The sequence below is a fragment of the Microbacterium sp. Beta genome (genome assembly GCF_005502545.1).
Taxonomy (GTDB): domain Bacteria; phylum Actinomycetota; class Actinomycetes; order Actinomycetales; family Microbacteriaceae; genus Microbacterium; species Microbacterium oxydans.
The window spans coordinates 56,205-75,221 of the sequence record NZ_SCOG01000009.1; the positions used below are offsets into that span (position 1 = coordinate 56,205).

At 68.6% G+C, this 19,017-nt stretch carries 19 protein-coding genes and 1 tRNA gene; 15 read left to right on the plus strand and 5 right to left on the minus strand.

Annotated features, from left to right (window positions below; all coding sequences use genetic code 11):
* Position 1 precedes the first annotated feature (1 nt).
* From FFS56_RS11030 to FFS56_RS11045, 4 genes are read left to right on the plus strand one after another with little or no spacing between them, the layout of a single operon-like run.
* Positions 2-1,933, plus strand: a complete 1,932-nt coding sequence (locus FFS56_RS11030; protein WP_127012195.1) for a biotin carboxylase N-terminal domain-containing protein — start codon at positions 2-4, stop codon at positions 1,931-1,933.
* A complete protein-coding gene (locus tag FFS56_RS11035) occupies positions 1,930-3,084 on the plus strand; it encodes an acyl-CoA dehydrogenase family protein (protein ID WP_269430547.1) in 1,155 nt (384 codons plus the stop codon). The genes FFS56_RS11030 and FFS56_RS11035 overlap by 4 nt, the downstream gene beginning before the upstream one ends.
* 9 nt (positions 3,085-3,093) lie before the next feature.
* Entirely contained in the window at positions 3,094-3,582 is a 489-nt protein-coding gene (locus FFS56_RS11040; protein ID WP_061015221.1) for a MaoC family dehydratase, read from the plus strand.
* A complete protein-coding gene (locus FFS56_RS11045) occupies positions 3,579-4,385 on the plus strand; it encodes a CoA ester lyase (protein ID WP_127012194.1) in 807 nt (268 codons plus the stop codon). The genes FFS56_RS11040 and FFS56_RS11045 overlap by 4 nt, the downstream gene beginning before the upstream one ends.
* On the opposite strand, the gene FFS56_RS11050 is transcribed toward FFS56_RS11045, so the two are convergent.
* Positions 4,386-4,973 carry a histidine phosphatase family protein gene (locus tag FFS56_RS11050; RefSeq protein WP_046747010.1) on the minus strand — a complete coding sequence of 196 codons (588 nt, stop codon included), beginning with the start codon at positions 4,971-4,973 and terminating at the stop codon, positions 4,386-4,388.
* Complete coding sequence (locus tag FFS56_RS11055; RefSeq protein ID WP_231589650.1) at positions 4,970-5,803, minus strand: Sir2 family NAD-dependent protein deacetylase; 834 nt, start codon at positions 5,801-5,803, stop codon at positions 4,970-4,972. Before FFS56_RS11055 ends, FFS56_RS11050 begins: the two co-directional genes overlap by 4 nt.
* 120 nt (positions 5,804-5,923) lie before the next feature.
* Here FFS56_RS11055 and FFS56_RS11060 point away from each other — a divergent pair, with 120 nt between their 5' ends.
* The gene (locus tag FFS56_RS11060) at positions 5,924-6,724 is read left to right on the plus strand and encodes an RNA methyltransferase (RefSeq protein ID WP_046747008.1); all 801 of its coding nucleotides are present in this window, start codon (positions 5,924-5,926) and stop codon (positions 6,722-6,724) included.
* A gap of 3 nt (positions 6,725-6,727) precedes the next feature.
* Here the strand turns inward: FFS56_RS11060 and FFS56_RS11065 are convergent, their stop codons facing one another.
* Positions 6,728-7,555 (minus strand): SGNH/GDSL hydrolase family protein, encoded by an 828-nt coding sequence (locus tag FFS56_RS11065; RefSeq protein ID WP_127012193.1) that lies wholly within the window; start codon positions 7,553-7,555, stop codon positions 6,728-6,730.
* Positions 7,556-7,702: 147 nt separating this feature from the next.
* Between FFS56_RS11065 and FFS56_RS11070 the strand changes: the two genes are divergently transcribed.
* Positions 7,703-9,445, plus strand: coding sequence for a DEAD/DEAH box helicase (locus FFS56_RS11070; RefSeq protein ID WP_058631214.1), 1,743 nt, complete (start codon positions 7,703-7,705; stop codon positions 9,443-9,445).
* A gap of 146 nt (positions 9,446-9,591) precedes the next feature.
* Positions 9,592-10,689, plus strand: a complete 1,098-nt coding sequence (locus tag FFS56_RS11075; RefSeq protein WP_058631167.1) for a VIT1/CCC1 family protein — start codon at positions 9,592-9,594, stop codon at positions 10,687-10,689.
* A 112-nt stretch (positions 10,690-10,801) separates the two neighbouring features.
* Here FFS56_RS11075 and FFS56_RS11080 read toward each other — a convergent pair.
* Positions 10,802-10,884: transfer RNA gene (locus tag FFS56_RS11080), tRNA-Leu, on the minus strand.
* A 111-nt stretch (positions 10,885-10,995) separates the two neighbouring features.
* On the opposite strand from FFS56_RS11080, the gene FFS56_RS11085 reads away from it, so the two are divergent.
* Positions 10,996-12,291 (plus strand): M20/M25/M40 family metallo-hydrolase, encoded by a 1,296-nt coding sequence (locus FFS56_RS11085; RefSeq protein ID WP_058631168.1) that lies wholly within the window; start codon positions 10,996-10,998, stop codon positions 12,289-12,291.
* A 41-nt stretch (positions 12,292-12,332) separates the two neighbouring features.
* Positions 12,333-13,157, plus strand: a complete 825-nt coding sequence (locus FFS56_RS11090; protein WP_017830635.1) for an undecaprenyl-diphosphate phosphatase — start codon at positions 12,333-12,335, stop codon at positions 13,155-13,157.
* Positions 13,158-13,164: 7 nt separating this feature from the next.
* Here FFS56_RS11090 and FFS56_RS11095 read toward each other — a convergent pair whose 3' ends face one another.
* Positions 13,165-14,013, minus strand: coding sequence for a PAC2 family protein (locus FFS56_RS11095; protein ID WP_046747004.1), 849 nt, complete (start codon positions 14,011-14,013; stop codon positions 13,165-13,167).
* Positions 14,014-14,102: 89 nt separating this feature from the next.
* On the opposite strand from FFS56_RS11095, the gene FFS56_RS11100 reads away from it, so the two are divergent.
* Genes FFS56_RS11100 through tatA form a run of 6 tightly spaced genes read left to right on the plus strand, consistent with a single transcriptional unit; the run spans position 14,103 to position 18,977 of the window.
* A complete protein-coding gene (locus FFS56_RS11100) occupies positions 14,103-14,786 on the plus strand; it encodes an HAD family phosphatase (RefSeq protein ID WP_330998334.1) in 684 nt (227 codons plus the stop codon).
* Positions 14,783-15,802 carry a tRNA (adenine-N1)-methyltransferase gene (locus FFS56_RS11105; RefSeq protein WP_046747002.1) on the plus strand — a complete coding sequence of 340 codons (1,020 nt, stop codon included), beginning with the start codon at positions 14,783-14,785 and terminating at the stop codon, positions 15,800-15,802. Before FFS56_RS11100 ends, FFS56_RS11105 begins: the two co-directional genes overlap by 4 nt.
* A gap of 10 nt (positions 15,803-15,812) precedes the next feature.
* Positions 15,813-16,724 carry a hypothetical protein gene (locus tag FFS56_RS11110; protein ID WP_046747001.1) on the plus strand — a complete coding sequence of 304 codons (912 nt, stop codon included), beginning with the start codon at positions 15,813-15,815 and terminating at the stop codon, positions 16,722-16,724.
* Positions 16,724-17,716 (plus strand): WYL domain-containing protein, encoded by a 993-nt coding sequence (locus FFS56_RS11115; RefSeq protein ID WP_127012191.1) that lies wholly within the window; start codon positions 16,724-16,726, stop codon positions 17,714-17,716. Before FFS56_RS11110 ends, FFS56_RS11115 begins: the two co-directional genes overlap by 1 nt.
* The gene (locus tag FFS56_RS11120) at positions 17,713-18,696 is read left to right on the plus strand and encodes a WYL domain-containing protein (protein ID WP_046746999.1); all 984 of its coding nucleotides are present in this window, start codon (positions 17,713-17,715) and stop codon (positions 18,694-18,696) included. Before FFS56_RS11115 ends, FFS56_RS11120 begins: the two co-directional genes overlap by 4 nt.
* A 44-nt stretch (positions 18,697-18,740) precedes the next feature.
* Positions 18,741-18,977: a Sec-independent protein translocase subunit TatA gene (gene tatA / locus FFS56_RS11125; protein WP_021200561.1), complete on the plus strand. Its 237-nt coding sequence runs from the start codon at positions 18,741-18,743 to the stop codon at positions 18,975-18,977.
* The last annotated feature ends 40 nt before the right edge of the window (positions 18,978-19,017 follow it).

The window sequence follows — 19,017 nt, forward strand, 5'->3', positions numbered from 1 at the left end:
CATGAATCCGACACCGACGTCGTCCGACGTCCTTTTCCACACCGTCCTCGTCGCCAACCGTGGGGAGATCGCCCGCAGGGTGATCCGCACGCTGCGGGCGCTCGGCATCCGCAGCGTCGCCGTCTACAGCGACGCCGATGCGACGAGTCCTCATGTCCGCGAGGCCGATCTGGCCGTGCGGATCGGGCCAGCGCCCGCTGCCGACTCCTACCTCGACATCGACGCCGTCATCGCCGCGGCGCGCACCACCGGTGCGCAGGCGATCCACCCCGGCTACGGGTTCCTCTCCGAGAGCGTCGGACTCGCCGAGGCCTGCGAGGAGAGCGGGGTCGTCTTCATCGGTCCCTCCGTCGACGCCCTGCAGATCATGGGAGACAAGGCTCGCGCCCGCGATCATGTGCTGCGGTACGGGGTCCCCGTCGTCCCCGGCTTCGATGCCAAGGGACTGTCCGACACCGAGATCGCCGAAGAGGCCGAGACCGTCGGATATCCGCTGCTGGTCAAGCCCAGCGCAGGGGGAGGGGGAAAGGGCATGGAGGTCGTCGCCGACGCGGCGGGGCTCCGCGGCGCTCTCGCCTCCGCCCGCCGGGTCGCGTCCGCCGCTTTCGGAGACGACGCGCTCATCCTCGAGCGGCTGATCAGACGACCACGGCACATCGAGGTACAGGTCTTCGGCGACGTGCACGGCACCGTCATCGCCCTCGGCGAACGCGAGTGCACGTTGCAGCGCCGGCATCAGAAGGTCATCGAGGAGGCCCCGTCGGCGGGGATCCCGGCCGACACGCGCGAGCGCCTGCTCTCCGCCGCGGTGCTCGCCGCCGAGAGCGTCTCCTACGTGGGGGCCGGCACGGTCGAGTTCCTCGTGGACGCCGACGCCCCGGACGAGGTCTTCTTCATCGAGATGAACACGCGGCTCCAGGTGGAGCACCCCGTCACCGAGGAGGTCACCGGACTCGACCTCGTCGCGCTTCAGCTCCGCGCGGCAGCGGGTCTTCCCCTGGACGTCACACCTCGCCTGCGCGGTCACGCGGTCGAGGCTCGGGTGTACGCGGAGGCCCCTGAGCGCGGCTTCCTTCCGTCCACGGGGACGGTGCTCCTCTTCGACCCACCGCCGGGTGTCCGCGTGGATGCGGCCATCGAGAGCGGCAGCGAGGTCACCGGATTCTACGACCCGATGATCGCAAAGGTGATCGCCTTCGCCGATGACCGCGCCACGGCACTGGCACGACTGGACCGGGCACTCGCGCGCACCGTCGTGCTGGGCGTCGAGACCAACATCGCGTTCCTGCGGATGCTGTGCCAGGACGCGCGGGTCATCGAAGGCGATCTCGACACCGGTCTCATCGAGTCCCTGCTTCCCCTCGAGACGGTGAAGCCTTCGGCGTCTCAGTTGGCTGCGGCGCGGGACGCCGTTTCGGTTCCCCCCGCATCGGTGCGCACCAGCCCGCTGTGGCGTGAGCTGCCCGGGTGGCGCCTGGGGACCCAGGACGCGCCGTATGCCCCGTTCGTCGCGCTCACGGACGACGACGACGAGGTCGAGCTCGATGACGCGTCTCCTTCCCCCTCCAGAGCGGGCGTGCTGGCCGCAGTCGATGCCGAGGGAGCGGTCTGGGTCGCGGACGAAGGTCGCACGAGACGCCTGCGCCCTCTCGACAGGCGACAGCGGATGCAGCGCCGGTTGTCCGCACGCGACTCGGGAGCTGCGGCGACCGAGCCGGAGGGCCGTGCCCCCATGCCGGGCAGCGTCGTGGCGGTGCACGTGACCGACGGCGACACGGTGTCCGCGGGAGAAGCCCTCGTCTCGATCGAGGCGATGAAGATGGAGCACCCGGTACTGGCACCGCACGACGGTGTGGTGCATCTGCTGGTCGCGGTCGGCGACCAGGTGCGGCGTGACCAGCCGGTCGCCCGCGTGACGACGGAGGAGAGCTGAACATGGAAGAGCTGACCGACGAGGAGCGCGAGCTCGCCGCCATGGTGCGCGAATTCGCCGACACGGTCGTCGCACCGCAGGCCTACGAGGCCGATCGCACGCACACGCTGTCGATGGACGTCGTTCGCCAGATGGGCGATCTCGGATTGTTCGGTCTACCGTTCCCCGAGGAGTACGGCGGACAGGGCGGCGACTACATGGCACTCGGCATCGCGATCGAGGCGCTCGCGCGCGTCGACCAGTCCATCGCGATCACGCTCGAAGCAGGGGTCAGCCTCGGCGCGATGCCGATCTACCGCTTCGGCTCGGAGGAGCAGCGCCAGGAGCTACTGCCGGACCTGCTCGCCGGGCGAGCCCTGGCGGGCTTCGGCCTCACGGAGCCGGAGGCCGGCAGCGATGCCGGTGCGACCAGGACCACGGCGCGCCTCGACGGCGACGAGTGGGTGATCGACGGTTCGAAGCAGTTCATCACGAACTCCGGGACCCCCATCACGCGGTTCGTCACGGTCACGGCGGTGACCGGGAACGAGGATGGGCGCAAGGAGATCTCCACCATCATCGTGCCGAACGGGACGCCGGGGTTCACGGTCGAAGCGCCGTACGACAAGGTCGGGTGGAACGCGTCGGACACACATCCCCTCACCTTCGACAGCGCGCGGGTTCCCGCCTCTAACCTGTTGGGTACGCGGGGGAGCGGCTTCCGCAGCTTCCTCAGCATCCTCGACGAAGGACGCATCGCGATCGCGGCCCTCTCGACCGGCGCCGCCGAAGGATGCCTGGAGGCCGCTGTCGAGTACGCCAAGAGCCGCACGATCTTCGGGGCCGCCCTGAGCACGCGGCAGAACGCGCAGTTCACTCTGGCCCGCATGCGCGCACGGGTGCACACGGCACGCCTCGCCTGGCATCACGCGGCACGACTCCGAGACGCGGGCACGCCGTTCGCCGAAGCCGCGGCCATCGCCAAGCTGGTCGCGGGCGAGGCGGCGATGGACAACGCGAGAGACGCGACGCAGATCTTCGGCGGCAACGGCTTCATGAACGAGTTCTCCGTGGCACGGCACTACCGCGACTCCAAGATCCTCGAGATCGGCGAGGGCACGACCGAGGTGCAGCTGCTGGTCATCGCCCGCGGTCTCGGACTCGCCGGGTAGCGTGGCGGTATGAGCACGCACGACGTCGTCCAGAGGGGTCTGTACTACGAGGAGTTCGAGACCGACGCCCGCTACCTGCACCGCCCAGGACGAACTGCGACCGAAGCCGACAACGTGCTGTTCACCACCCTCACCATGAACACGCAGGCCCTGCACCTCGATGCGGCCTTCGCCGACGGTCAGGAGCCGTTCCGCGCGCGACTGATGAACTCGATGTGGACTCTGTCCACCATGGTGGGTTCGTCCGTCGCGCAGCTGACGCAGGGGACCCTCGTCGCACAGCTCGGCTTCGGCGATGTCGCGTTTCCGCATCCGCTGTTCGCGGGAGACACCCTCTACACCGAGAGCACGGTCGTCGAGAAGCGGCTCTCCTCCTCCCGGCCGGGGCAGGGGATCGTGAAGATCGCCCACACCGGCCGGAACCAGGACGGTACCGTCGTCGCCACGGCCGTCCGCTCGGTGCTCGTCCACTGCCGTCCGGAAGGATCCCCCGCATGACGTTCGACCTCGGTCCGGCGCTGTTGTTCTGCCCTGCCGACCGGCCGGAGCGCTTCCGGAAAGCCGCGGAGCGGGCTGATGCGATCATCCTCGATCTCGAGGACGCGGTGCTCCCGGAGGCGAAGGACGAAGCGCGCAGGAACGTGATCGCCGCCGATGTCGACCCGGCCCGCGTGATCGTCCGCGTCAACGCCCCCGACACCGAGGCCTTCGCCGCAGACCTCGCGGCGCTGGCTCAGACCGACTTCCGCACCGTGATGGTGGCGAAGACCGAGCGTGCGGACAGCTTGTCGGCGTTCGACGGGAGGTACTCGCTGATCGCCCTGTGCGAGACCGCTCGCGGCGTCCAGGCAGCCGACCGCATCGCCGCAGACCCGCAGGTGTCCGCGTTGATGTGGGGGGCCGAGGATCTCGTCGCCTCCCTGGGAGGCACGTCTTCGCGCAACGCGGACGGCGCGTATCGCGACATCGCCAGGTACGCCAGAGCGCGTGTCCTCCTCGAAGCCGGTGCGCACGGCAAAGCAGCCATCGACGCCGTGCACATCGACCTCGATGACCTCACTGGACTCGAGGAGGAGGCGATCGACGCCGCCGCTTCGGGATTCCGTGCGACGGCCTGCATCCATCCGAACCAGGTGGCGACGATCCGTGCGGCGTACCGTCCGGACGACGCGCTGCTCACCTGGGCGCGCGCCGTGCTCACTGCGGCCGAGTCGCAGCGCGGCGTGTTCCGGTTCGATGGACGGATGATCGACGAGCCGGTCCTCCGTCACGCGCGTTCGGTCGTGTCCCGCGCCGTCTGATCAGAGGACGGGCGTCTCCTCCAGCAGACGGAGATAGCCCGGTGCGGCGACGAACCGGTGCGCCGAGCCGTTCTGAAGCACCTCGCCGTCGCGCGGGAGAGTGCCGCCGGAGACGTGGTCGATCACGGCGCGGATCACGCCACCATGAGCGACGACGATGACCGACTCCGCACGCGGGGAGGACCGACGCCGCGCCTCGCGAGCGATCGTGTGCAGTGCTTCGATCGCGCGTTCTCCCACCTCGTGCAGCGACTCCGCACCAGGAACCTCCGCGTGCCAGTCGCCATACGTCGCGATGTAGTCCGGCACGAGCATGCCCTCACCATCGCCGAACTCGCGCTCGCGGATGTCGGGGACGACGCCGGCGACTTCCAGCCCCAGGCGCTCCGCGATGATCTCCGCGGTCTCCTTGGCGCGCAGCAACGGGCTCGTGTAGACGGCGTGATGGGTTCCTGCCGCGAGCTTCTCCGCGGCCCATCGCGCGTCTTCGCGTCCCTTCTCGTTCAGGGGGATGTCGGTGGAGCCCTGGATGCGTCGCGCGAGGTTCCAGTCGGTCTGACCGTGGCGGACGAGGGTGAGGTGGGTCACGAGAGGAGTTCCTGGAGGGCGGGGAGCACGTCGCTGGTGCCCGCGGCGATGGTCACATGCGCCCAGGCATCCGCGCGCGTCGGCTCACGGTTGACGATGATCAGGGGGATGTTGCGTCGCCGCGCACGCTCGACGAGGCGGACACCGGAGTTGACCACGAGGGAGGAGCCCGCGACGATCAGGGCGGAGCTCGAACGCAGCAGCGACTCCGCTGCGCGGAAGCGATCCTGTGGCACGTACTCGCCGAAGAACACCACGTCAGGCTTGAGCATGCCCGCGCAGACGGTGCACACGGGGATGACGAAGCCTTCCGTGCTCTCCGGGAGCACGTCGCCGTCGGGGGCGAGAGCGACGTTCTCCGGCACGGTGATCCAGGGGTTGAGCTCCTCGATCTGCACGGCGACGTCGCGGCGATCGAAGACCTGACCGCACTGCAGACACAGCACGCGACGCATGGTCCCGTGGACCTCGATGACGTGCGAGCTCCCGGCCCGCAGATGCAGTCCGTCGACGTTCTGGGTGATCACGCCGGAAACGTTCCCCGATGCTTCGAGTTGCGCCAGGGCGATGTGTCCCGCGTTCGGCTCGGCTCGCGCGAAAGCGCGCCAGCCCAGGTGCCCGCCGACCCAATAGCGCCGGCGCGCCGCCTCGTCACCCAGATAGGTCTGGATCGTCATCGGATCGCTGCGCGTCCTCGCGCCTTCGCCACGGTAGGCGGGGATGCCGGAATCGGTGGAGATGCCGGCGCCGGTGAGGAGTGCGATGCGCTTCTCGCGCAGCAGCTCGGCGGCGTGGGCGATGGTGGCCGACAGCTCGGCGGGACTGGACACGCTCACAAGACCTCCTCGAGCGAGTCTACGGTGCCGAGGCCGACCCGGGCCTCCACGAGAGCCGCCGACGCCCCAGCGACCGGTGCTGCGCCGTGTCCTGACGGTGGCAGAGTGGACATCGTGGATCTCCTGCCTGTGACCGACGCCGCCGACCGACGTCTCGACGACTACCGCGGCCTCACCGATACCGCCCTACGAGCACTGTCGGAGCCGTCCGGTGGTCTCTACATCGCGGAATCGACGAAGGTGATCGCGCGCGCGGTCGCCTCCGGTCACCGTCCCCGCTCCCTCCTGGTGCAGGAGCGCAGGGTGGACGACATCCGTGCCATCGTCGGTGACCTCGACGTGCCGGTGTACGTCGTTCCGGACGAGGTGGCGGAGGCGGTGACGGGTTTCGCGGTGCACCGCGGCACCATCGCCTCCATGCACCGACCAGAGCTGCCCTCCGTCCGCGAGGTGATCGACGGCGCCTCCCTCGTGCTGATCCTGGAGAACATCGGGGATCACACCAACGTCGGAGCAGCCTTCCGTGCTGCAGCAGGTCTCGGCGCCGACGCGGTGCTGGTGTCTCCGGGCGGGGCCGATCCGCTGTACCGGCGTAGCGTCCGAGTCAGCATGGGCACCGTCTTCCAGGTGCCGTGGACGCGCATCACGGACTGGGAGTCCGCGGTCGCGGATCTCCACGCCGACGGCTTCGACATCGCCGCGCTGGCGCTGCGCGACGACGCGGTGACGCTCGACGCGTATGCGGCCGCACGTCCGGCGCGGGTCGCGCTGGTCATGGGGTCGGAAGGCGACGGACTCTCGCGCGAGGCCATGGACGGAGCGGACACCGTCGTCACGATCCCGATGTCCGGTGGGGTCGACTCCCTCAACGTGGCATCAGCGGCAGCGGTCGCACTCTGGGCGATGAAGGCCTGACGCTCAGTCCCTCCCGGGAAGGACGACGGGGGAGGGCTCCGGACGCTTCGCAGCGAGGTTGTCGCCAGATGACTGGTGACGGAGCCTTCTGAGCACCCACGGAACCAGGTGTTCCCTGGCCCAGCCCAGGTCTTCCGAGCGTGCCTCTCGCCAGGTGCGCAGCGGGAACGGCTCGGGCTGCATGGCCTCGAGATCGTTCGGCACGTTCAGGGCACGCAACGCCATGCGGGCCACCTCGTGGTGGCCGAGCGCGTTGTAGTGCAGTCGGTCATCGTCGAAGAAGCGCATGTCCTGCACGACCTTGAGCGCCCACTGGTCGGCCACGATGCAGTCGTATCGCTCGGCGATGGTGCGGACGTTCTCGTTGTAGATCGCGACCTTTCCGCGGAAGGCGCGGAAGACCGGCGTGAAGGCGGTGTCGATGCCCGTGAACAACAGCACGGCGGCGCCGGTGGAGGACAGCCGGGCGACGGCGTCGTCGAGCTGGCTCGCGATCGCATCCGGGTCGGTGCCGGGCCTGATCACATCGTTGCCGCCCGCACAGATGGAGACCAGATCGGGGTGCAGCGCGACGGCCGGCTCGATCTGGTCGGCGACGATCTGGGCGATCAGCTTGCCGCGGACGGCGAGGTTCGCGTAGGCGAAGTCGTCGACCTGCGCGGCGAGCACCTCGGCGACGCGGTCTGCCCACCCGCGGTGGCTCCCCGGATGCGCCGGATCGGGGTCGCCGATGCCCTCGGTGAACGAGTCGCCGACCGCGACGAATCGGCGCCACGGGTGCGCGGTCGCGTTCGGGATGTAAGGGGTCCGAGTCGAATCCTGGTCGGTCATCCAGCTCTCCTTCGCGAACGATCAGCGACGCGGCGGTGACCGCGACGCAGTGACCGAGCCTACCCGCAGGGCTCGGTGCGGGGCAGGGCACGCGCGGGAATCGCGGGGAGTGATCCGGTGTCCCCGGCAGCGATTATCGTGGACTCGATGCTCTCTCCGTCCTTTCCTCAGCGTGCCCCATGGGGAACCGCGAACAAGCTGCGTGCCTGGCAGCAGGAGGCCCTCGAACAGTACTTCGCGGCGGATCAGCGCGACTTCCTCGTCGCCGCCACACCCGGCGCAGGCAAGACCACGTTCGCACTCACCCTCGCCGTCGAGCTCATGCGCATGGGCGAGGTCAACCGCATCATCGTGGTCGCACCGACCGAGCATCTCAAGACCCAGTGGGCGGACGCCGCGGCACGCGTGCACATCCGCCTCGACCCGCGCTTCCGCAACAGCGACTGGGCACCGGCTCGGCACTATCACGGCGCTGTCGTGACGTACGCGCAGGTCGCCGCGAAGTCCTCGGTGCACCGGCATCTCACGGAGGACGCCAAGACCCTGGTGATCCTCGACGAGGTTCACCACGGCGGCGATGCGCTGAGCTGGGGCGACGCCATCCGAGACGCGTACGGGCCGGCGAAGAGGCGCCTGCTGCTGTCCGGCACGCCGTTCCGCAGCGACACGGCGCCCATCCCGTTCGTGGAGTACCACCCCGATGAGTCCGGCGCCCGCATCTCGCGCACCGACTACAACTACGGCTACGGCCGGGCACTGGCCGACGGCGTCGTCCGGCCCGTGCTCTTCCACATGTACGCCGGCAAGATGCGCTGGCGCACCACCACCGGCGACGAGCTCGAGACGCACCTGGGCCAGGACAACACCAAGGACGTGACGTCGCAGGCGTGGCGCACGGCGCTCGATCCCGAGGGCGAGTGGATGCCGGCTGTGCTGTCGGCCGCGGACAGACGGCTCACGGAGATCCGCCACCACGTCCCCGATGCCGGCGGTCTCGTACTGGCGACGGACCAGACGGTCGCGCGCGCATATGCGAAGATCCTGCACAGCATCACGGGCCAGCAGGCCACGGTCGTGCTCTCCGATGATGCGACGGCGTCGGAGCGGATCGAGAAGTTCAGCGCCAACGACTCCCGCTGGATGGTGGCCGTGCGCATGGTGTCGGAGGGCGTCGACGTGCCGCGTCTCGCCGTGGGGGTCTATGCGACGTCGTCCTCCACTCCGCTGTTCTTCGCTCAGGCCATCGGCCGGTTCGTGCGAGCCCGGCGTCGTGGCGAGGCCGCGAGCGTGTTCCTTCCGCAGGTCCCCGTGCTCATGGGGCTTGCGAACGAGATGGACAAACAGCGCGACCATGCGCTCGACCGGCAGTCGAAGGAAGACGACGGCCTGGAGGATTCGCTGCTCGAGAGTGCGAACCGTGAGGAGGAGACCTCGGACGCGCTGACGCAGGAGTTCAGCTACCAGGCGCTCTCGTCCGTCGCCCACTTCGACCGCGTGGTCTTCGAAGGACAGGAGTTCGGTCAGCTGGCCGAACCGGGGACCCCGGAGGAGGAGGAGTTCATCGGCTTCCCCGGTCTCCTCGAGCCGGAGCACGTGCATGAGCTCCTCATGCAGCGTCAATCCCGCCAGTCACGCCTGCGGGAGGCACGTGAGGCCTCCACACCGCCCGACGAGTCGACGACGCTTCCCCCGCCCCTGCACCGCACCCTCAAGGAGCAGAGGCAGCTGCTGAACAGCCTCGTCGGCCTCTACGCGCGCCAGAAGGGTGAGCCGCACGGCGCGGTGCATGCCGAGCTCCGCCGCATCTGCGGAGGACCGGCAGTCGCGCAGGCCACCGTGACGCAGCTGCAATCCCGCATCGAGGTTCTTCGGAAGCGCGTGCGGTCCTGACATGATCTGCGCCCCGCCCGTGCAGGGACGGCGCTTCGGATCCCCGAAATGCTGTCAATCCGCGCCTGGGTGAGGTCGTGCTGAGCATCCGCGGATAGCGTTGAACGGTTGCCCACGCATAGGGCGCCGCCATCTCTGGAGGATCCATGACAGCCCCCGCTGCCGCCACCCCGACCCCCGCCGATCGTCGGCGCTGGGCGCGCTACCTGGTCGAGGAGCGCGCCGAGGGCGCCGTCTATCAGAAGCTCGCTGCACGCCGAGAAGGCGAAGAGCGCGACATCCTGCTGAGCCTCGCCGATGCGGAACGTCGCCATGAGCAGCATTGGCTCGATCTCCTCGGTGAGGAACCGCGGCGTCTGCCCCGCGCCGGGGTCCGCTCGCGCCTACTCGGATGGATGGCCGGTCGTTTCGGATCGATCTTCGTGCTCGCCCTCGCACAGAGCGCTGAGGCACGGTCGCCCTACGATTCGGAGCAGTACGCCACTCCGGCCATGAGGGCAGACGAGAAGGTGCACTACGAGGTCGTGCGCGGACTCGCTGCGCGTGGTCGCAGGCGGTTGTCCGGTTCGTTCCGCGCGGCGGTGTTCGGCGCCAACGACGGCCTGGTGAGCAACCTCGCGCTGGTGCTCGGGATCGGCGCGACGGGCGTGAGCTCCGGCTTCGTGCTTTTCAGCGGGATCGCCGGTCTCCTGGCTGGCGCACTGTCGATGGGAGCAGGCGAGTTCGTCTCGGTACGTTCCCAGCGCGAACTGCTCGCGGCGACGGAGGCCAACGAGGACGCACACGCATCAGCGGGAGATCTCGACATCGACGAGAACGAGCTGGCTCTCGTCTACCGTGCCCGCGGCATGGAGCAGGAGGAATCCCTCGCGCGGGCACGCCGCATCGTGAAGGCGGCGCAGGCCGGCGTGCGTCAGGCGGCGACCGGTCCCGTGGACATCCAGCGCGGCGATGATCACGAGATCGTCGGCAGCGACTGGACGGCGGCCATCTCCAGCTTCCTCCTGTTCGCCTCCGGGGCGATCATCCCCGTGCTGCCGTGGATCTTCGGGCTTCAGGGCACGACGGCGATCATCGTCGCCCTCGTGCTCGTCGGCATCGCCCTCCTGAGCACAGGCGCGATGGTGGGAGTGCTGTCCGGGGGCCCGCCCCTTCGTCGGGCACTCCGCCAGCTCGCCATCGGGTTCGGGGCCGCCGCGATCACCTACGCGCTCGGTGTGCTGTTCGGCGTCGGCGCGGCCTGAACGATCCGCGATCCGGCGGGCGCTGCGTCCCCGCCGGATCGCGGAAGACGAACCGCATCGCGGAACGCGAAGAAGGCCCCGGATCCTGGGATCCGGGGCCTTCTTCTTCCTGTGCGCGGAGGGGGACTTGAACCCCCACGCCCTTACGGGCACTACGACCTCAACGTAGCGCGTCTACCATTCCGCCACCCGCGCAGGTTTTGGATGATCGTTGCCGACCGAAGAATGACATTACCATGTCCTCCGCGGCCTCTCGAACCGAGGCGCACGCCCGGGCGTGGCGCGACGTTTCGATAGCCTGGACCCATGACTGAACCGTCCCTCCCGGAGGTCGTGCGCATCGCGAGCGACCTGATCCGCTTCGACACCTCCAACTTCGGCGGCGGCAACGCGAAGGGCGAGCGGGAAGCCGCGGAGTATGTCGGGGCCTACCTGGAGGGGCTCGGACTCGAGGTCGAGTACTACGAGCCGATCCCGCGCCGCACGAACGTCATGGCACGAGTGGCGGGACGCGACAGGGAAAAGCCCGCACTCGTCGTGCACGGGCACCTCGACGTGGTCCCGGCCATGGCCGAGGATTGGAGCGTCGACCCGTTCGCCGGATTGGTGCAGGACGGGATGCTCTGGGGCCGTGGGGCCGTGGACATGAAGAACATGAACGCGATGATCCTCACCTCGGTCGCCGAGATCCTGCGTGCGGGTGAGCAGCCGGAGCGCGACCTCGTTCTCGCGTTCTTCGCCGACGAGGAGAACGGCGGGGTCGAGGGGTCGGCGCTCGTCGTGCAGAACCGCCCGGACTGGTTCGAGGGTGCCACGGCCGCGATCAGCGAGGTCGGCGGCTACTCGATCACGGTCGACGACCGCCGCGCCTATCTGCTGCAGGTGGGGGAGAAGGCCCTGATCTGGATCCGTTTGGTGGCGAAGGGACGAGCGGGACACGGCAGCCGCCTGCACGACGACAACGCGGTCACGAAGCTCGCTGAGGCCGTCGCGGCGATCGGACGCACCCGGTGGCCAATCCGCCTGACTCCGACCACCAGAGCGCTGCTCGAGGGGCTGAGCACGCTGTCAGGTCGCAGCGCGGACGACCCTGACGCTCTCGCCGCAGCCGCAGGGCCGGCCGAGGCCTTCCTCCGCTCCTCGTTCCGCACCACCACGAACCCGACGGCGCTGACCGCGGGGTACAAGCACAACGTCATCCCGGAGCGGGCGGAGGCGCTCATCGACGTGCGAGTGATCCCCGGCACCGAGGACGAGGTCCTGGCCGAGCTCCAGCAGATCGTCGGAGACGAGATCGTCATCGAGACGGTCGTCCGTGACATCGGGATGGAGACGCCCTTCGAAGGGGATCTCGTCGAGGCGATGGTCGCCAGCATCGGTCGTCATGACCCCGGGGTTCCGGTGATTCCGTATCTGCTCGGTGCCGGTACCGACAACAAGGCGTTGGCGTACCTCGGGATCACGGGCTACGGCTTCGCACCTCTCAGGCTCCCGGCCGACCTCGACTTCACAGGCATGTTCCACGGAGTCGACGAGCGAGTACCCGTAGAATCGCTTGTCTTCGGCCAGCGGGTGCTGACCGATCTGCTGCGCACGTACTGAGCGCCGCGCGCTCCGTGCCTCCTCCGACCTGAAAGCCCTCCATGCACCTGCTCGAAGCACTGATCCTCGGCGTCGTCCAGGGACTCACCGAGTTCCTCCCGATCTCCTCCAGCGCACACCTGCGCATCCTCGGGACGTTCCTCCCCTCCGGTGAGGACCCGGGCGCGGCGTTCACCGCGATCACCCAGATCGGCACCGAGGCCGCAGTCGTCGTGTTCTTCTGGCGAGACATCGTACGCATCGTGACCCAGTGGTTCCGCTCCCTCGTGGGGAAGGCGCCTCGCAACGATCCGGACGCGAGGATGGGCTGGTTGATCATCATCGGCAGCATCCCGATCGTGGTGCTCGGGCTGCTCTTCCAGGATCAGATCGAGACCGTGTTGCGCTCGATGTGGATCGTCGCGGTCATGCTGATCGTCTTCGGAATCCTGCTCGGTGTGGCCGATTACGTGGGGGCGAAGCGCCGCAAGCTCGACGACCTGACCTACCCGCACGGCATCGCATTCGGTTTCGCGCAGGCGCTGGCCCTGATTCCCGGCGTCTCGCGTTCGGGCGGAACCATCACCATGGGCCTTTTCCTGGGCTACGAGCGCGCCGCGGCTGCGCGTTATGCGTTCCTGCTGGCGATCCCTGCGGTGTTCGGCAGCGGCTTCTACCAGGTGTTCAAGAGCTGGGACGAGCCCTCGTTCTTCTCCTTCGGCGACACCCTCGCCGCGACCGGCATCGCGTTCGTCGTCGCGCTCGGCGTGATCGCGTTCTTCATGAACTGGATCTCGAAGCGCAGCTTCCTGCCGTTCGTGATCTACCGCATCCTGCTCGGAACCGTGCTGCTAGTGCTGCTCGGCACCGGCGTGATCGCAGCCTGAGCGCGAATCAGCGCTTGCGGTCTCCCGGACCGTCGTCCCGTCGACGGAGGTAGCGCTCGAAGGCCTGCGCGATCGCGTCTCCGGACGCTTCGGGGGAGTCCCACGTGTCGCGCGTGCGCTCGAGCTGGCGGATGTACTCCGCCATGTCCTCATCCTCGGAAGCGGCGGCGTCGATGGACGCCTCCCACGCGGCAGCCTCCGTCCGCAGCGCCTGACGGTCGACATCGACGCCGGTGAGTTCCTCGAGCCGATCCAGCAGCGCGAGGGTCACCTTCGGCGAGGGAGTCGCCGAAGCGACGTAGTGCGGCACACTAGCCCACAGGCTCGCTGTGGGGATTCCCGCATTCTCGGCGAAGTGCTCGAACACCGTGAGGATTCCCACCGGGCCCTCGTACATCGATCGTTCCAGGGCGTGCGCCTCGCGCACCTGCTCGTTCTGGCTGGAGGCGAAGATCGATATCGGTCGGGTGTGCGGCACGTCGGAGAGCATCGCACCGAGGGTCACCAGCCCGGTGATGTCGTCACGCAACGCGACGTCGATGAACTCGGAGGCGAACGCCTGCCACGTGCGCGCGGGCTCGGCGCCGGTGAGCAGCCAGATCTCGGGACCGGGCCCGGGATCGCGCGGCCGCCACAGTCCTGCTTCCGGCCAGGTCAGCTGGCGTCGTCCCTCGGCGTCCATGCGTGTAGATGGGCGCGTGTACTGGTAGTCGAAGTACAGCTCGGGGTCGACGGAATGCACGAGGTCGTACTCCGAGGATCTCCGCAGTGCCTCGATGGCGCCGCTCGCTGCTTCACCCGCATCGTTCCAGCCGTCGAAGGCGGCGATGACGATGCGCGGACCGAGAACATCCATCGAGGCTCCCTTCGAGATGGCGGTCGTGATCCTTCCAGGCTAGTCCGCGGAGGCGGGATGCGGGCGGCACCACGGCTAGCATGGGTTCAGTGAGCAGAAAGCCCAGCGCGGTCCTGTGGGACATGGATGGAACACTCGTCGACACCGAACCGTATTGGATGGCGGCCGAGACGGCGCTCGTCCAGTCGTTCGGAGGCTCCTGGACCCATGAGGATGCACTTCAGCTCGTGGGAAGCGGCCTGATCGACAGCGCGGTCATCCTGCAGAACGCCGGAGTCGCCATGGAAGCCGAGGCGATCGTCTCGCATCTCACCGATGTCGTGCAGGAGTCGCTGCGCACCCAGGGCGTCCCGTTCCGCCCCGGTGCGCGCGAACTGCTCCGCGACCTCCGCGACGCGGGGATCCCGACAGGGCTGGTGACGATGTCGTTGCGCCGCATGGCCCTCAACGTGGTCGACCTGATCGAGTTCGACGCGTTCGACATCGTGGTCGCGGGCGACGACGTGGACAACCCCAAGCCGCATCCCGAGCCTTACCTGCAGGCAGCGGCTCTTCTGGACGTCGACATCGCCGAGGTGATCGTCATCGAGGACTCGCCGACCGGGGTGCGAGCGGGCCTCGCCTCGGGCGCGCTCACCCTCGCGGTCCCGCACATCGTGCCTCTCGACCACCTCGGCGCGCACGAGCTGTGGGACACGCTGGACGGCCGAGGCGCGGTGGACCTGACCGATCTCTACGACAGCCGCGCAACCGCGACAGGAGCCGCCCGATGACCGAAGCCAGCCCGAACCGGCCGAGTGGCCCCTTCCGCGCCGGCGACCGCGTGCAGCTCACCGGCCCCAAGGGGCGCCTGCACACCGTGACGCTCCGCGAGGACGGCGAGCTGCACACGCATCAGGGCGTGCTCCGCCACCGCGACCTCATCGGACTTCCCGACGGCTCCGTCGTGGCGAACAGCTCGGGGCACGACTACCTGGCGCTGCGTCCGTTGCTGCGCGATTTCGCGATGTCGATGCCGCGCGGAGCGGCGATCGTGTACCCGAAGGACGCGGCGCAGATCGTGATGCAGGCCGACATCTTCCCCGGCTCGGTCGTGGTCGAGGCGGGTGTCGGCTCCGGCGCTCTCTCCCTTTCCCTCCTGCGAGCCGTGGGACCGACGGGAACGCTGATCTCCTTCGAACGCCGCGAGGACTTCGCCGATGTCGCCCGCGGCAATGTGGAGACGTTCTTCGGGGAGCGCCCTGACACCTGGCGCGTCGTGGTCGGCGATCTCGTGGAATCCCTTCCCCGCGAGGTGACGCCGGCCTCCGTCGATCGGGTGGTGCTCGACATGCTCGCTCCGTGGGAGTGCATGGACGCCGTCGCCGATGCGCTGACCCCCGGTGGCGTCGTGCTCTGCTACGTGGCGACAGCCACTCAGCTCTCCCGTGTGGCGGAGTACATCCGCGCCACGGGTCTCTTCACCGAACCCGATGCCTCCGAGACGATGGTTCGCGGCTGGCATGTGGAGGGTCTCGCCGTGCGGCCTGATCATCGCATGGTCGCGCACACCGGCTTCCTGCTCACCGCGCGCAGGCTCGCGCCGGGTGCTGTCGCGCCCTCCGTGAAGCGACGTGCATCCAAGAGCAGCTATGGCGACGAGGACGTGGAGGCGTGGACCCCCGGTGCCGTGGGCGACCGCGAGATCAGCGACAAGAATCTCCGCAAGCGCGCACGGGAGGCGGAGAAGGCTGCGGAAGGGGCGCGCCTTGCCGCCGCATCGCGCGATTCCGGGCACCCGACGGAATAGACTGGAGCGCGTGCGTAAAACGTCCGCCGTTCTGGCCTCCCTCAGCCTCGCCGTCCTCGCCCTGACGGGCTGCACCGCGACCGCATCCGACGGTGTCGCCGCCTGTGATCGCGGTGGTGACGACAAGATTTTGAACGTCGCCGACGTGAGTGGTGACCTCGGTTCGCTGCCCGACGTCGAGGTCTTCGGGCCCGTCAAGTCCGACAAGACGGCCTTCGCCGATGTGACGGTCGGCGATGGCCTCGCGCTGGGCTCGGAGTTCCAGCCCGTGGTGCTCGATATCGCCTTCTACGGCGGCGACAGCGGCGAGAAGCTCTACCAGTCCGAGTTCAACGGCGACCAGAGCCGCGTGCACAGCATCGACTACTGGGCGCAGCGCTCTGCCGGTCTGTCCGACGTGCTGGAATGCGCGACCGAGGGCAGTCGCGTCCTCGCCGTGCTCACCCCGGAGGACTTCGGCGAGCAGAACGTCCAGGCGTTCGGACTCGACAAGGGGGAGAACATCGTGGCGGTCATCGACGTGCTCGATGTGATGCCGGCGAAGGCATCCGGCGCGTTGCAGTTCAATGACGCGCGAGGACTCCCCACCGTGGTGCGCGCTCCCGACGGCACGCCGGGCGTCATCATCCCCGACGTTCCCGCCCCCAAGGAGATCACCACGCAGACGCTGATCAAGGGCGACGGTCCGAAGGTGAAGAAGGACGACATCGTCGTCACCAACATCATGGGCGTCGGTTGGGACGACAAGAAGGTCACCACGAGCTCGTGGGGTGCCGATGCCAGCGTCAGCGTGGCTGCCGAACAGCTCGTCGGAGCCACGGTCGGCTCCCAGCTCCTCGTCGTCTTCCCCGCCGCCGAGAACGCTCCGGCCACTGCGGTCGTCGTCGACATCCTGGGCGCAGTGACGGCGCCCACGCCGTGATGGCAGCCCGGATCCCCGCGGAGGAGCGTCTGACGAATCTCGTCGTGGCGCTGATGGCCACGGAGATCGGGTTGACCAAGCAGCAGATCCTCGACAACGTCTCCGGCTACCGGCAGCGCGCCGAGGCCGGTACCCGGTCGGATGCGCTCGAGAAGATGTTCGAGCGGGACAAGGACGAGCTGCGCTCACTCGGCGTACCCATCGAGACCATCGGGGACGCAGCGGATCCGAACGATCTCCGCGAGGCGCGCTATCGCATCCCGCAGGCGGAGTACGACCTCCCCAGCGACATCGAGTTCTCGCCGGCCGAGCTCGCGGTGCTGCAGCTCGCCGGAAGCGTCTGGAGCTCCGAATCGGTCTCCGGGGACGCGCAGTCCGGCGTCCGCAAGATTCGCGCCCTCGGCATCGACGGCGACGAGCCGATCATCGGGTTCGCGCCGCGCATCACCGCGCGCGATGCGGCGTTCTCGCCTCTGCAGGATGCGATCGAGCGGTGCAGGGTGGTCACGTTCGAGTACTTGAAGCCCGGAGAGGATGCGCCGCGCCGCCGCCGTATCCGGCCGCTGGCTCTGGTCGACTACGAGGCACGCTGGCATGTCTACGGCATCGATGTCGATGTGGAGGAGGACCGCACCTTCCTGCTCAGCCGGATCGTCGGGGCCGTACGCATGACTCCCCAGAGCTTCGATCCGGTGCTGCGCGACGGCGCAGGAGATCGCGCACTCGCTGGGCTGGAGCGCGTCGCCGCCGAGAACTCGGCCCTTCTGGAGGTCACCCCCGGCACGGAGGCGGCGTTGCGGCTGGGACGGCGCGCCTCGCCGGCCACGCAGGGCATCAACGTGCCCTTCGTCGACCTGCACATCCTCGCCGACGAGCTCGCCTCGTACGGACCGGAAGTACGAGTGGTCGACCCGGCACCCTTGCGGGAAGCCGTGATCTCGCGGCTGCGTGCCGTCGTGAACGCCCACTCCGGAGCGGAGGAGACAAAGTGAGCGCGAGCTCGAAGCCCCTGCTCGCCGCCGATCGCGTGCGCCTGTATCTCACACTGGTTCCCTACCTCCTGGAGCACGGACAGGTCTCTCTCGAGGAGGCGGCCGCGGAGTTCGCCGTCACGCCGCAGGAGATGCGCGGGATGGTGGAGAAGCTCACCGTGATCGGTCTCCCCGGAGAAGCGGGGTACTGGCAGCAGCCGCAGGAGATGTTCGACATCAACTGGGACCTCCTCGATCTGGAAGACGTGATCGAGATCACGAACGATGTGGCTCTGCGCCGCGTCCCGCGCTTCACCGCTCGCGAGGCTGCGGCGCTGCTCGCAGGGCTCCAGATGGTCGCGGCGGTCCCGGCCGTCTCGGACTCGGGTCTCGTCGCCGGACTGATCTCCAAGCTGTCCCGTGGCGCGGCGGACGCGCCCGCCGATGTCGTCGTCGCCCCCAGTGCCGTCGACGAGGTGCGCGAGGCGGTGGCCCGCGGACTGCATGAGGGCGTCGCGATCGCGTTCACGTATCAGGCTCCCGACGCCGCGCCGACCACTCGCACCGTGGATCCGATGCAGATCCTCATCACCAACGGTCAGTGGTACCTCCAGGGGTGGTGCCATCTGCGCAAGGCCATGCGCACTTTCCACCTCGACCGGGTCAGCGCGCCGGCGCTCACCGACATCCCGATCACGCATCAGGGAGATCACGTCCCCGAAGCCTTCGCAGGGCTCGAGGAGGAACGGACCGTCACGGTGCGGGTGCCGGAGAGGCTGGCTCCGCTGCTCGGCGGTTTCGTGCCCACCGGAACCACCGACGCGGTGGACGGTGCGGTCACAGCGCAGCTGCACCTCGCGGACCCGCGGGGTATCAAGCGGCTCGCTGCGCGCTTCGGCGGGGCGATGGAGGTGCTGGAGCCCGCGCTGGGCCGTACCGCGACGAGGGAGTGGGCTGCTGCGGGACTCGCGCTCTATCACCAGCCCGAAGCAGAGGTTTGATCTGTAGACTGGATCGAACGCTCACCGACGACGGGAAACCTGACATGTTCGCTGGAATGCAAGGCTGGCACCTGCTGATTGTGCTCGCCGTGATCCTCCTCCTGTTCGGTGCGGCCAAGTTGCCGGCTCTCGCGAAGAGCATGGGCCAGTCGGCTCGCGTGTTCAAGGGCGAGATGAAGGCCATGAAGGACGACGACGCCGCTCGCACCGACTCCGCAGCCGCCGAGCCGACCACGGTGAAGGACTCGGGCATCGACCCTGAGACCCCGCCCCGCGCCTGACCGGCCGTGGCAGCCATCGAACCGACCGTGATGCCGAAGG